At 46.7% G+C, this 14,253-nt stretch carries 13 protein-coding genes; 4 read left to right on the top strand and 9 right to left on the bottom strand.

All coding sequences use genetic code 11. The annotated features are described in order from the left end of the window. Positions 1-215: 215 nt before the first annotated feature. Positions 216-1,370 (bottom strand): phosphodiester glycosidase family protein, encoded by a 1,155-nt coding sequence (locus tag MKZ16_RS05345; RefSeq protein WP_036680436.1) that lies wholly within the window; start codon positions 1,368-1,370, stop codon positions 216-218. A gap of 270 nt (positions 1,371-1,640) precedes the next feature. On the opposite strand from MKZ16_RS05345, the gene MKZ16_RS05350 reads away from it, so the two are divergent. Next, positions 1,641-2,228 carry a histidine phosphatase family protein gene (locus MKZ16_RS05350; RefSeq protein ID WP_038568983.1) on the top strand — a complete coding sequence of 196 codons (588 nt, stop codon included), beginning with the start codon at positions 1,641-1,643 and terminating at the stop codon, positions 2,226-2,228. A gap of 77 nt (positions 2,229-2,305) precedes the next feature. After that, positions 2,306-3,124: a GGDEF domain-containing protein gene (locus MKZ16_RS05355; RefSeq protein WP_081382558.1), complete on the top strand. Its 819-nt coding sequence runs from the start codon at positions 2,306-2,308 to the stop codon at positions 3,122-3,124. A gap of 65 nt (positions 3,125-3,189) precedes the next feature. On the opposite strand, the gene MKZ16_RS05360 is transcribed toward MKZ16_RS05355, so the two are convergent. From MKZ16_RS05360 to MKZ16_RS05390, 7 genes are all read right to left on the bottom strand, one after another. Then, entirely contained in the window at positions 3,190-4,422 is a 1,233-nt protein-coding gene (locus MKZ16_RS05360) for an SLC45 family MFS transporter (RefSeq protein WP_036680370.1), read from the bottom strand. A gap of 4 nt (positions 4,423-4,426) precedes the next feature. Next, positions 4,427-5,164 (bottom strand): glycerophosphodiester phosphodiesterase, encoded by a 738-nt coding sequence (locus MKZ16_RS05365; RefSeq protein ID WP_076104695.1) that lies wholly within the window; start codon positions 5,162-5,164, stop codon positions 4,427-4,429. A gap of 102 nt (positions 5,165-5,266) precedes the next feature. After that, positions 5,267-6,133 carry an STM4011 family radical SAM protein gene (locus MKZ16_RS05370; RefSeq protein WP_076104694.1) on the bottom strand — a complete coding sequence of 289 codons (867 nt, stop codon included), beginning with the start codon at positions 6,131-6,133 and terminating at the stop codon, positions 5,267-5,269. Continuing rightward, on the bottom strand, positions 6,130-7,479 hold the full coding sequence (locus tag MKZ16_RS05375; RefSeq protein ID WP_076104693.1) for an STM4012 family radical SAM protein: 1,350 nt from the start codon (positions 7,477-7,479) through the stop codon (positions 6,130-6,132). The genes MKZ16_RS05370 and MKZ16_RS05375 overlap by 4 nt, the downstream gene beginning before the upstream one ends. A 32-nt stretch (positions 7,480-7,511) precedes the next feature. Beyond that, positions 7,512-8,294 (bottom strand): STM4013/SEN3800 family hydrolase, encoded by a 783-nt coding sequence (locus MKZ16_RS05380; protein WP_076104692.1) that lies wholly within the window; start codon positions 8,292-8,294, stop codon positions 7,512-7,514. Continuing rightward, complete coding sequence (locus MKZ16_RS05385) at positions 8,294-9,631, bottom strand: STM4014 family protein (RefSeq protein ID WP_256715469.1); 1,338 nt, start codon at positions 9,629-9,631, stop codon at positions 8,294-8,296. The genes MKZ16_RS05380 and MKZ16_RS05385 overlap by 1 nt, the downstream gene beginning before the upstream one ends. Then, positions 9,591-10,436, bottom strand: coding sequence for an STM4015 family protein (locus MKZ16_RS05390; protein WP_038568990.1), 846 nt, complete (start codon positions 10,434-10,436; stop codon positions 9,591-9,593). The genes MKZ16_RS05385 and MKZ16_RS05390 overlap by 41 nt, the downstream gene beginning before the upstream one ends. Before the next feature lie 41 nt (positions 10,437-10,477). On the opposite strand from MKZ16_RS05390, the gene MKZ16_RS05395 reads away from it, so the two are divergent. After that, on the top strand, positions 10,478-11,938 hold the full coding sequence (locus MKZ16_RS05395; protein ID WP_256715471.1) for an amidase family protein: 1,461 nt from the start codon (positions 10,478-10,480) through the stop codon (positions 11,936-11,938). Positions 11,939-11,974: 36 nt separating this feature from the next. Then, positions 11,975-12,505, top strand: a complete 531-nt coding sequence (locus tag MKZ16_RS05400; RefSeq protein ID WP_076104689.1) for an NUDIX domain-containing protein — start codon at positions 11,975-11,977, stop codon at positions 12,503-12,505. 47 nt (positions 12,506-12,552) lie between these two features. On the opposite strand, the gene MKZ16_RS05405 is transcribed toward MKZ16_RS05400, so the two are convergent. After that, positions 12,553-14,241: an alpha-glucosidase gene (locus MKZ16_RS05405; protein ID WP_076104688.1), complete on the bottom strand. Its 1,689-nt coding sequence runs from the start codon at positions 14,239-14,241 to the stop codon at positions 12,553-12,555. Between the last annotated feature and the right edge of the window lie 12 nt (positions 14,242-14,253).

Below are 14,253 nucleotides of genomic sequence, written 5' to 3' on the forward strand. Positions count from 1 at the left end.
GTACCTAAACTGGCAACGTACTATGAAAAATCCCCTTGATGGGTAAGTCGTCAAGGGGATTTTTGGGTTTGAGCTCGGCAATCATATGCTGCACAGTAGTTTCAAACGTCGTACAGCAATCATACCGCTATAGCAATTATGCGCTGCAAACTGCCTCTGATTACACTTTGTACAATAGAATCATATATTCTTAGTAGCCGTCTGGCCAAGAGATTTTATTGATATTTGACTACAATTGCATTGCTGATCTGACGCCCGGGGGACGTGAGATATTTGCCGTTGTAGTAGAGCCCGCTGGATGCACCACCATCCAGATTCATGGCTTGATACGCTCCAGCTTGCTTCATCATTTCTGCCAGCTGTGGGATGGTGGCTCCACCAGTGGTCAGCAGAATGAGCTTATGGTCGCGTGTTAATCCGAGCGCGCTGCGGGCTCCGCCGCCGGTCAAGATTTTCGGATCCTTGAAGCCTTCTGCCGCAACATTAAGGGATACCTTGCCGTTCACAAGAAGACGCGGGCCGGCTTGAAGAGCTCCTTCCATGGAGCCGGAAGCGAAGCGGCTTGTGAAATCCAACCCAGGAATCAGTGACGCTAGATGGTTGCTGTCATAGGTAAAAATCGTCCGGCGATCCCCGGAGCTATTTTTAAGCATTTTTCCACCGCTGACAATGTAACCGTATGGAGCTTTGTATGCCCCTTTTGTATAGGCATCAAAAAACGTTCCGTTAATCGCAACTACGGCATTATTACGTTTAGCCAGACTGCTTAGGTCCTCCACTTTTCCGACCGTATTTCCAGCCAGTACGACATCAAGTTTCACCTTAGGATGCAGCAGGGACACTGTAACCGTCTGGGCTTTGAAGGATCTGCCGCCAACCTTGAAGGTTTTACTAGCGCTGACAACTGGTGAAGAATCCGCTTTGATTAGTGCGCCGGACTGTACAGGAACAGTGGTTGCAATATCATTACTCTTAAGGGTTAACGAAGAGGCTTCCTTATCCCAAGTTAATTGAATGCCAAGTGTTGTGCTGATAAAAGACAACGGAATATATACCGTGCCGTTATCACTGAAAGCAAGATCAGTTAGTGTAACCGACTTTTCATTGACGAGCGCAGCGGTTTGACCTAATGTAAGCGTTATGGTTGTGTCTGCATTCGTAATGCTTATACGTTTTTCGTTAGGATTCCATACAGATTGTATACCAGTGAAGCTATTTAATAGACGCAGTGGTATGTATGAATGGTTATTCTTGTCCACATAGACGGTGTTTTTAGGAAGCGGTGTTGCACCAACAGTGGAAGGGCAAGTGGCGACAAGTGGAATGAGCAGTAAGAAGGTAAGAAACAAAGTGGACCCTAGCTTTTTCATCATAAACAATTACTCCTTATCTTGTAGCTGTTGTAAAAAACGACAAGGTTTATTATACCTCATGTTCAAAAACTTGGATAACCTTTATTTTTAAATGTTCATAGGGTGAATCTGATAGAATATAGATTATATTATTTATATTAGCACTGAAGTAGCACTGAAATTAGCATTATAACTAGCACTATAACTAGCACTATAACTAGCACTATAACTAGCACTACAACCAGTATCACAACTGCCACTAGACTCATTAGCTAAAAGGAGATTTTTATGACTACAATAGGTTTAATTCGCCATGGAAGTACCGCGTGGAATAAAGAAGGCAGAGTGCAAGGGCATACGGATAATTCATTGGATGCTGAAGGCCTGCAACAGGCACAACTACTGGCTGAACGACTTAGCACAGAACAATGGGATTACATATATTCAAGTGATTTACTCAGAGCGCGGCAAACGGCAGAGGTTATTGCAGAAAGATTAGGCCTTGAGATCACGGGTTTAGCGCCGGGCATTCGAGAGATGTATGCGGGACTTATTGAAGGAACTACGCAGCAAGAGCGGATTGAACGATGGGGAACCGATTGGAAGACGTTAGATTTGGGTTTGGAAACTCCAGAAGCCAGCGAGCTCAGAGGCAGCGAAGTGATTGAAGAAATTGCGGCGAGACATCCAGGCAGCCATATTCTGATCGTTAGCCATGGTGCAATTTTACGCAGTAGCCTTAGAAGACTACTTCCAGAACTGGACGGCACAGTATTATTGAACAATACGTCAATTACGCGAATAACAAAATCCGAATCGGATGGCTCCTGGAACTGCGAGTTATATAATTGTGCGCGGCATTTGGAGAAAGAGTAAGTGTTCAGATAATGTTCAGAGCTTTTTTATATATTGGTATCGCAGTACAGTAAGCTAATTATTTGTAGTTCAGAAGGATGTGCGAATTAAAGGTGGTAGAGGTTCAGATTTATTTACAAACGTTAATGTCCATTATCATCGCAGGGGTTGTAGGTTATTTAGTATTGAGATTTTACCGGGATGTTGCTAGTAAGGAACCAAAACAAAGAGCGGTTTATACGGGCCTTTCCATTATAACTATCGTCGTTGGATTGTGGGCAATGCATCAGTTAGGCAAAAAATCCTTAGAAGAAACTATAGAGGTCAATGGGGGGATTTTCACTCCGTTATTGATATACGCGCTTACGATAGCTGTTTTAATGTTTTTGCTTACACGGCTGAACCTTGTTTTGGCGGAAAGAGAGCAGCTTAAGGAACTTGCCTATAAGGATGGCTTAACGGGGCTGTTAAACAAGAATGGAATGGATCACTTTTGGGATCGCTGCAAAGTAAATGAGCAACTAGCCGTATTGTTTATGGATTTGAACCGTTTCAAATCAATTAATGACAGCTTAGGACATCATGTGGGCGATTTACTGCTGCAAGAGGTGGGAGGAAGGTTAAGTCAATTCTCCAGCAAAAGAAAACGCCATATTTTCCGCATAGGCGGTGATGAATTTGTGATCGTAGCTAAAGGCTGCAATCAGAAGGAAGCGGAGCAGTTAGCGGTGCAGATTCTGGAGAAGACGACCAGACATTATCAGCTGGGAGAGCACAACCTCTTTGTATCTGCGAGCATAGGCATCAGCATTAGTCATGGCAAGGTGGATCATTTCAGGCTGCTGCATGAAGCAGATACAGCGATGTACACCGCCAAACAGCTCGGGACAGGTCGTTATTCAGTTTTTAAAAATTAGTTTGTTAAATGTAAAATATAAGCGTCAGCCTTGGACATAAATAGATGTCTAAGGCTGACGCTTTTTTAGGCTCCCGGTGTGTGAAACTTGTGGGGTACTTGCTTGCGTCCCTTCATCAAGAAAAGGCAGAGCAGGGCAACCGCCATACTAATCGCTGCTACATAGAACAGGATGGAGTAATCAAAAATATCAATCATTAGCCCCAGCAAAGGAGGCGAGCTGATCGCTGCCAGTGAAGAGACCAAATAATACATCCCTGTTCGAGTACCAATACTTTCCTCAGTCCCCGTAGCAACAACATAAGGATAAGAGTTGATGTTGATACAAGCCCAGAAGATTCCTCCTGTCAGGAGCAACGCTCGAAGCACCAGCAGGTCCTGTGCAAACCCAACAAGCGCAAAGACCGTCATCAGGCCACATACGCCGACGATAATGATCTTCTTTTTCCCGAATCGCCCACCCAGCCAACCGCTCGGAATAGCGAACAGCACAAAGGCAAGGGAGAAAAAGGTAAGGGAGAAGGAGGCTGCTTGTTCACTGAGGCCCAGATGGTTTTTGCCATACAATGTAAACAAGGTTTCGACCCCTTGATAAGCTACAAACCAGAAGAAAATCGCTGCCAGTAGAAATACTGTAGTACGATCCAGCTGGCCGCGAAAGGAGACTCTGGAAGGCTTAACTATCGTCGCAGAAGGGCTCCCCGCTGTATCGGATAGAAGCGTAGGGCTTATATTCACACCATCCCGTTTTTCTTTGATGAAGCGCGATACGATAAACAGACATAACAGGGTAATCAGTCCAGCAACGAGAAACGGCAGCGCAGGATTTGATTTATAGAGGATCGAACCCACGCCGAAAGCCAGAATTGATCCGAATCCACCCATGAAATTAATTAGTCCGTTAGCCTTTGTACGCTGCTCTTCAGGTGTTATGTCGGGCATGAGAGCGACGGTAGGGGAACGGTATAAACTCATGGCTAAATTCATCAGCATCATAAATAAAAGCAGTGTAAATAGTCCGGTATGAAACGGAATCAGCATAGTCAGCACGGCAGCGAAGGGCATACCGATCATAAGATAAGGCATTCTGCGTCCAAAACGCGAGGTCGTGCGGTCACTCCGATTGCCGATCCAAGGCTGCAAGAATAAGGCGAAGTAATTATCAATCGTCATCATGAAGCTGATTAGGGCTACACTATGTACATATTTTTCGAGGAAAAAAGGTACAAATGCGTTATACAGACTCCATGTAATGCTGATGCTGAAAAAGCCGAATCCGAGCAGCCAGACTTTTTTCACACCATCACACTCCCTTGTCAGCCAGAAGTCCAGCCAACAGGTCTGGATGATCGGTAATAATGCCTGATACACCAGCTTCAATTAAATATTTCATCCGCTCGGGATCGTTAACGGTCCAAGGATGGTAGGCGACGCCATGCTTTGCAGCTTCTTCGACGAATTCAGGCAGTACCGCAAAATGATACGCATGCAACGCAGTCGCTCCAAGTGTAGCTGCATAATCCCAAGGACGATACAAGCCTTCCCCGTACAGAATTCCTGTTCTGATCTCCGGTGCCAGCGACTGACAGTAAGCTAGTGAATAATGGTTGAAGCTCGAAAAAATGACGCGATCGCTCATCTTGAAATCCCGTACGGCCGCGATCACTTTTTCCTCCATGCCCGGATATAAAAAAGTGCCATTTTTAAGCTCGATATTTAGTATGGTATCTCTACCTTGCAACAGATCTAATAAATCTTCCAGCAATGGAAGGCGCTCATCTTTGAATTCAGGTCCGAACCATGAGCCTGCGTCCACTTCCAGCAGTTCTGCGAGTGTATGATCCTTCACATAGCCGGTTCCGCTTGTCGTGCGGTTTAGAGTTTCATCATGAATGAGGACTAGGCCGCCATCCTTGGTCATTTGTACATCAGTTTCTATTCCGGTTGCACCCAGCTCAAGACCTTTGCGAAATGCTGCCATAGTATTTTCTGGACAGACTGCCGACGCTCCACGATGCGCAAAATTAATGATGTTGTTCATAAGTTATTGTCCCTCCAACTTTAGTGTTTGCTATGCCCCTATAGATGGGGGCTACTTGTCATATTCCACAGAGAGTAAAGAAACCCTGTCTGGAATTTTAATTCAGTTGTTCATAGCGCCATAAGGGATTCGTTCCAAAAGTCCAGCTTCATAGATGCTCCGCAGCTTCAGCTCGGGCATATGAATATAACCGATATAGCAATCGCATACCTTCATGCGGCAGCTTCTAACCGCAGAGAGACCTTCGAGCCCATCACGGTAAAGATTGCCTATGACACCTCTGTCCTTATAGCAGCGTTTCACAAGCCCAGCGCCCTGTACATAAAAAACATCTTTTCCTGCATTGCAGGCTTGGCCAAGGCTTTCATAATCCATAGCATTTACAGAAAAATGTGGATCAATCTCGCTAAGGAAGGCAAAATCCTCAGCTGTATAATAATCCGGTTTATCTTTGTAAGCATTGATCCATAGGTACACGTTTTCCGGTAATGCAGAGCGAAGTGAAGCTATAGCTGAAAAAGCGCTGCGTATTCCAACGCTTCCCACACTAAACGGAACGTCGTTCTCGTATAAAGTCATACATTGCGCCAGAAATTTATCCTCCCGCACTTGTCCGGGGTGGTAGGTGGCCCAAAAGGCCACTTTTTTACGATTCAGCTGGGAGATGAAATCCAGGTTGGCAGAAAGGTTGGTCTGAATCGCTACCTTCTCTACATGGTCCATATTGGAGAGCGCAATCATTGCTTCTTTGTACCAGCGATGAATCAGCCCTTCGCCATAGGGATTAAAAAATATAGAAAGCCGATGACCTGCCGCACCTTGCTCAGACGCCCATGCTACAAAGGCCTCCAGCCCCTGGCGGTCCTTGGCGAGCGTAGCTGCGCTGTCTCTTGTTTTGCCAAAAGGACAATAGGGGCAATCATAGTTGCAGGACGTGAGGGAGCCGCGGTAGTAGAGGACCGCATTCATGGCAATACGAACCTTTCCATCTGCTCTCGGATCTCCCCAGAAATAAACCAATCCCCAATCGAATCAGAGTAACCCATCCCTTCGGTGGTAAGACGCAGGATGCCATCTTCCTCCTGCCCAAGACCGGAATGAAGCAGGTTGGACAGCTCAGGATAATCGTTCCAGAGCGATTGACCGAAACGCTGGCTGTAATCTTCAAGCTTCAGCCCTTCGCTATGTAGAATCGCCTTCAGAATAAAGCGGCGTTTCTGTTCTTCAAGACTCAGCACAATTCCGTAATCCGCAGTATCGTAACGATCCGTCGCAACGTAATCAGCAATAATGCTCTCGGTTGCTTTACGGCTTACCCCATAGCGGGAAGCGTAATGCACATGGCGGGTGTAGGATCTGGCTCCGCAGCCCAAGCCGACCATTCCTTCTTCTTGGCAGCTATAATCGAGAATGGGTTTAGCTGTTCCTGCGTCTTCCTTGGCGAAACGACGCATGGAGTATTGGCGATATCCTCTCGCTCTAAGCAGCTGCCCAGCGGCTTTGTAGCAATCTAGGCGAATATCGTCCTGACGCTGGATATCACCAGGCTTCACAATCGTATGCTCTCGGGTGTAGAGCGGATAGATGAAAATTTCCTCTGGCTCAAAGCTGATCGCTTGATTGAGCGAATATAGCCAAGAGTCGACCGTCTGCCCCGGAAGCCCGTAGATCAGATCTAAATTTAATATGGGAAAATCATATTTCCCCAGCAGCTCTAGTGCCCGATACACCTCATCCGGATTTTGTGGGCGATAGATGGCCGCCGATTCAGCAGCGACAAAACTTTGGATGCCCATGCTGACCCGATCCACCGTATATTCTTTTAGAATATTCAACTTCTCTTCGGTAATCGTCTCCGGTGAAGTTTCCACTGAGATGGAGGCTGTATTTGTATCCAGTCCCATCGTATCAACGGCAATGTGGAACAAGCGGCGGAGCTGATCTGCTGCCAGCAGGGTGGGAGTTCCGCCGCCGATCGCAAAGCGCGCATAAGGTTTATGTCTGGTGAATTCCGCCCATTGCTTTGCTTGGCGTTCCAGTGCATCCACGTATGTGGCATGAACATTTGCGCGTTTATCAGGCAGGGTAAATAGGTTGCAGAATCCGCAGCGTGCGCCACAAAACGGAATATGCATATATAGAAAGAAAGATTCCGCAGGCTCATCACGCCAGAGTGTTTCTAGCGGCATCGGAGGCTGCAAATCCCTGTAAGCCGTTTTGTGTGGATAGGAATACAGATAAGAACGGTAAGGGTGGGCAGTAATGCTGTTTTTCCACTTATGAAGCTCTTCTAAAGAGAAGGACGATAACGTCATATCAGTTCTCCATCCTTTCCTTGGTATAAATATTATAAAATAAACTCCCGATAAGGGACGTTCCATACCGTCTCGTGGGCAAGGCGATGCCCCTGATAGCCGTCTTCGCCATAAGCGGTTCCATGATCTGAAAAAGCCAGGCAGAAGACCGGATTGCCGCGTTCCCGGAACGCATCGAACAACCGGCCCAGTTCACCGTCCACATAACGAAGAGCGGCGCGCTGGCTGTCTACGGAGTCTTTTTTAGCACCAGGTACAAAATAATGATTTGGTCCGTGAATGGCAGAGACGTTGAGGAACATAAACAATCTTTGCTCGCTAGGAGTATCTCTTAGCAGCTTCAAGGCATGGTTCACCTGATGCTCTGTGGAACGCGGATTGGTCACACCGAAGGTCATCCGCCAGTAGCTTTGCTGGAAATAGCTTGGCAACACACGAGCGAGTGGATTTTTTTTGGTGAAAAAAATAACGCCTCCAATACAAACCGTACGATAGCCCTCAGCAGCAAGTCCTGACACGATATCCGGCGTATCGAACAGCCATGTATGGGGATGCGTCTTCATTCCGGTATTTCGGGAATGGAACATGCGGATATGCTCGGTTTTATCCGTTGTAGCTGGAGTAGGCAAGAAGCCGCCGAAAAAAGCGTGATGGGCCGCATAAGTAAAGCTGCCGGGAGTATGTCTTTTCTCCCAGGATCCCGTTCCGCACAGGTTCGGGCAGTTCGCTTCCTCCATAGTAGCTGCATCGTATCGAAGGGTATCGAGTGTGATCATTAGAATGTCATGGGTGCCAACGATAGTGTTCATATCCATTAAGAGGATCCTTCCTTTATAAGCGGTGTTGAGGGATGAGTAATATAGTCTCTGGCGGTTAATACCTTCATTTCCCATTCGTAGGTGCTGCAGCCACGGTATTTCACATCGTACAGCAAATCGCCAAAAGGATTAACATCGGCGACAAAACACTGCTGCGATCCTCCAGATATCAGCACGTCTATCCCGGCAACTCCAGAACGGGGAAATGCCGCCAGCGCTTGCAACGCGGTATTTCGTACCTGCTCCTGTATGAATTCTGATAGACCGGCTTCCGAAGGAGACATCCGCTGGCTGCGTAAATGCAGATTCGTAATTGGGGTGGAACTTACACGAGCAATTGCATGACAGGCTTCGCGGAGAACCACGAGCTGGCGGATATCGAAGGCTTTGCCGTTATGGCCGATCTTAGGAATCCATTGCTCGGCATAACCACCATGCCGATAAATCCAGTTAATAATGCCGGAGATCGTGGCGGCATCTGTGTACCGCCGCAGTTTACCGGAATTATAGTAAATGGGCGGTCGGGTGATGTAATTCTCGACCCCTACTGTAGTTAAGGCAACTTCGGCACCTGTAACGGGATGGAGCTGATAGGCGATCACCCCGGAAGCGGCAGAGCCGAAGGCTAGCTTGATGAATACCCGGTGCATTCGCCGGGATATCATCATCTCACGGAGAGAGGCATAGTCCGTAGGCTGCTGTTCCACGCCTAATGGACGAGGAATAGTGATGCCTGCCTCACTTAGAATCTGTTGTGTCCGACGTTTATCGGTCATGGCCGCAATGTCTGCGGGGTCATTTAACCATAGCGAACCTGGACAAACCTCTTTGGCTTCGCGCTGTAGTCTAGCCAGCATGCGGCAATAACCGCGGAACCATTGCGAAGGATGATGCAGGACACCCTGCATCTCCTTCAATTGATGAGCTACCTTCACACGGAGTGGGCGCGGATCAGGTCTTTCAGCGTAGGGATGCAGCGAATCGTCAACATCAACGGCATCCGGTGCGCCGAGAGCGATCAAGGCACGTTCTACCTCAAAGCTGCTTCCAGGCGATTCCAATCTCAGCAGCGGGGGAGCCGCACTGAGATCTATTCCGTTATAAACAGCCGGCTGGCTGGATAACTGCTGCTTCTGCACTTCCAGCAGATCACCTAACGATTGACCTTGCAGGAACTCAGCATACGATAAAATGATGGCGGGTGGCATTCCGAGATCGGAACGCGCTTGCTGAATGCCGCTAGTTCGTTTATCTCCGGGAATACCAATAACGATCATTGGCCGCATGAGGGGCTCATTCTGTGATGGAAGGATAACGCCAGTCTTCCTCATCATCGCTTTCCTGCTTGTCGCTGACATCGACAGGCAATCCACTCTTTTGCCAGCGGCTGATCATCTCGTCAGACATATAATGATGGCTTAGGTTCAATGCCTTTAGTCCCTTGATTCTCTCGCTGGCTAGAAGCAACTCAGCCCCCTCGTCGCTGAGGGTACCTAGAGACAGATCTAGCGTATCCAACTGATCCAGAATTGGAGCATTTGCTACTGCACCGGCGATTTCATCTTGTATTTCGCTATTTTTTAATCCCAGATAGGTAAGTTTAGGGAACTTTCCTACTTCTAAAAGAGGTAGAATATCTGCGAGGCTTCCGTCAAAGCCGTAGTTATCTACGCCAAGATATAGTTCCAGCTTACGCAAATTCGGCAATTGGCTGGCTGCAATATTTTCAAGCACGGTTTTACTCAAGCCACCAGTAATAATAATTAGCTTTTCTAACTTGTCATGTTTTAGCTCTGAGAGGCTTAGCTCATTTCCACCTTGAATGGTGAGTGATTGTAATTCTGGAAAAGCAGGCAACAGCGGTGATAGATCGCTTTGGGTAATCCAAGAAATCTCGCACTCCTCATAACCCATCTCACCAATAAAAAGCTTGCGTAAAGCAGGGAAGCTTGCACTATGCGTAACGAGCGCATCCACAACCTCATCGGAGCTATTCTCGTAGGCTTGCCCCCAATCACCAATAATTAGGCTGGTTAGTGACGCACTTTCAGCGCTGCTGCTTAACTTCTCAATTGCTTTGCCAATTCTTTGACCTTCTTCGAATTCGTCGTATCCGATGCTAAGCTTTACTTCCGTCATGGGTGTTCCCTCCCGGAAAAATTTAACTTCGAAAATACCCTATCATCTGTAGCCGAGGGAGTCAAATAGCTAAAATGCAAGAGGCTCTGGAAGCAGGTTTAATCAACTCAGAGGATATAGTTCAAGTGTATTTGGAGCGGATCCATAAATACGATATAGACATAAACTCTATTTTAGAAATAAATCCAGAGGTTATACAAATCGCGCGAGCACTCGATAAAGAACGAGCAGAAAAAGGGAGCCGGGGGAGCCTGCACGGTATTCCTATTGTATTGAAGGATAATATAGACACCGCGGATAAGATGCATACGAGTGCCGGTTCTGTAGCTTTAGCTGGATCAATTGCGGCAAAAGATTCATTTGTAGCGGCCAAGCTTCGATTGGCGGGGGCTATTTTACTTGGGAAGGCGAATATGTCGGAATGGTCTAATTTTATGTCTAGTACAATGCCTTCGGGATATAGCTCGCGGGGAGGGCTTGTACTGAATCCGTATGGACCTGGGACGGTATTTGTCAGTGGTTCCAGCTCTGGGCCTGCGGCAGCCGTAGCAGCGAATCTGGCAGCAGCAGCGATCGGAACGGAAACCGCAGGATCTATTATCGGTCCAGCCAGCCAACATGCTCTTGTCGGAATCAAACCTACGGTGGGATTAGTCAGCCGTACTGGAGTCATTCCCATTTCAGTAAGTCAGGATACCCCTGGCCCTATAGCTAGAACGGTTACAGATGCGGCAATTATTTTAGGGGCATTAACCGGAGTGGACGCCAACGATTCAGCAACATTTTCAAGCAAAAAATACGCTTATACAGACTATACTTCAAGTTTAGATAAAAGCTTTATACGACAAGCAAGAATAGGTATTCCACGGCATTATTATAAGCATTTAGACACTGAGAGGCTTGCAATTATGGAAGCAGCTATCTTGACCTTGAAGAATGAAGGGGCTACCATTATAGATCCTGTCACAGTACATGTTGAACAACAGAATTGGAATAATGATGTGATTTGTTATGAATTTAAAAAAGGGCTCAACCAGTATTTAGCACAAGTAGATGATTCCGTTCCGATTCACTCTTTGCAGGAATTGATAGCCTATAATGAAAGACATGCTGAGATTGCCTTGCAATATGGGCAAGACACCCTGACAAGATCACAAGAAGTAACATTAACTGAAGAGGCCTATGAAGAGAAGAGACAAGAATACAAGGAATTAGCGCTTGAGCAAGGAATAGATTATGTGTTGGAACAATATAGGTTAGACGCGTTATTGCTGCCTGGTGATGTAGATGGCATGTATATTGCCGCACGCTTAGGTTATCCATTAGTTACCGTTCCGGCGGGATATGTATCTCAAGGCATTATTGATGCGGATGGGGATTCGACCAGGGGGCCTTTTGGTGTTGTTTTTTCCGGAAAAGCTTATAGCGAGCCTACGCTCATAGCCTTAGCATACGGGTTTGAACAAGCTACGTATCACCGGATTCCTCCTCAATTGGAGTAGAATTAGGCTAACTTAGAATAGAAGGAAGCGATCAGTTTGAAGTATTGCCTGGAATGTGGGACTGCGTTAGTAATGAAAGAAGCCGATGGGGAAGGGCAGGTACCTTATTGTAATGCATGTGAAATGTTCCGATTCCCTATTTTCAGCACGGCGATTAGTACAGCAGTATTAAACAGGGAGAAAAACAAGATTTTATTAATTCAGCAATATAATCGACCAGACTACATATTACTCGCAGGATACGTGAACAAAGGTGAAGATGCGGAAACGACTCTCGTACGTGAGGTAAAAGAAGAGGTAGGACTTGATATTGTCGCTTATGAATATATGCGCAGCTTGTACTTCGCACCATCCAATACGCTAATGCTGAATTTTATAGGTGTTGCAGATTCGGAGGACTTGAGCCAGGTGAGTACTGAGGTTGATCATGCTGAATGGTTTACCTTGGAAGAAGCCGCCAGAGCGATTAAAAAGAACAGCCTAGCCGAAACCTTCTTACTGGCGATTATTGAGAAATTGAACGCGGGACAGGTACAGGTCAATCCGGTAGCTGTTGGAGGAAAGTAAAAAGGAGCCATGAGGCTCCTTTTTGTTGTTTCCATGCAAGGGGGTAATTATTTAAGCTTATACACACGAGCTTCATAAGGGCGAAGCTGAATTGTATTTAGTTCTTCTTCTGGATTTACCTCGTAGTTGGCAATAAGCAGTTCCTTCGTTTGAAATTTCACAGTGGGAGGAAGCTCGAAGGTCGCAGGCTCTCCGAAGAAATTCAATACAACCAGTAGCTGTTCTTCTCCAAGAGTACGCAGATAAGCATAGATTTGCTCGTTCTCTTCAGCCAATATCGTATAGCTACCATATACGATAATTTCATGCTGCTTGCGTAGCTCAATAAGTCTCTTATAATAGTAAAAAATAGAATCAGGATCAGCCAGCGCCTGCTCCACATTAATTTCCTTGTAATTAGGATTTACGGCTAGCCAAGGAGAGCCCGTCGTGAAGCCTGCCTGCGGCTCGGCGTTCCATTGCATTGGCGTACGGCCATTGTCCCGGCCTTTAATGTAAATGGAGTTCATGATAGCTTCTTCCGAATGTCCGGCAGCCAAGTATTCTTTATACATATTCAAGATTTCAATATCTTTGTAATCGTTGATGGAATCAAACTGTACATTCGTCATGCCGATTTCTTCGCCTTGATAGATGTAAGGTGTGCCTTGGAGCGTGTGCAGCAGTGTTGCCAGCATCTTGGCAGATTCTTTCGGATATAACTTATCATCTCCGAAGCGGGATAACATACGCGGCTGATCGTGGTTGTTCATATACAGACTGTTCCAACCTTTACCGTCCAGCGCGACTTGCCATTTGGAAATGATGGACTTGATGTCCGCCAGCTTCCAAGGCTGCACATTCCATTTACCTCCAGGTCCGGAATCGACGTCCATGAGCTCGAAATGGAATACCATGTTAAGCTCGTTACGATCCTCGGAAACATACAGTGAAGCTTCTTCTGGAGTGACATTAACGGCTTCGCCCACTGTCATGATATCGTACTTGGACAGGACCTCACGGTTCATTTCCTGCATATACTCATGTACACGTGGTCCGTTAACGAAATACTCGCCTCCAAAGTGGTAGGCAGGCTGTTCTCCGTTATTTTCTGGGGCAACGCTAGGTAATTCCGGTACTTTGGAAATCAAGTTGATTACATCCATGCGGAATCCGTCAATACCCTTGTCCAGCCACCAGGTCATCATATCGTAGACTTCCTGGCGCAGCTTAGGATTATCCCAATTCAGGTCGGGTTGCTTTCTCGAGAAGAGATGGAGGTAATATTCCTCCGACTTCTCATCGAATTCCCAAGCCGAACCGCTGAAGAAGGAGCCCCAGTCGTTAGGCGTCTGTCCGTCCTGGCCCGGCCGCCAGATATAATAATCACGATAAGGATTATCCTGCGATTTGCGGGACTCCACGAACCAAGCGTGCTCATCAGAGGAGTGGTTGACCACGAGATCCATAATCAGCTTCATGCCGCGGCTATGAAGTCCAGCTAGCAGTACCTCCCAATCAGAGAGTGTTCCGAAATCATCCATAATACTTTGATAGTTACTGATATCATAGCCGTTATCGTCGTTTGGCGACTCGTATACCGGGCATAACCAGACTACGTCGACGCCAAGCTGATTTAAATAATCGAGTTTCGAGATAATGCCCTGCAGATCACCGATGCCGTCCCCGTTACTGTCTTTGAAGCTGCGGGGGTAGATTTGATAAACTACGCTTTCTTTCCACCATTTCTTATCCATGTATAACTCTCC

It is taken from the genome of Paenibacillus sp. FSL R5-0928, from assembly GCF_037970385.1.
Lineage (GTDB): Bacteria > Bacillota > Bacilli > Paenibacillales > Paenibacillaceae > Paenibacillus_AQ > Paenibacillus_AQ odorifer.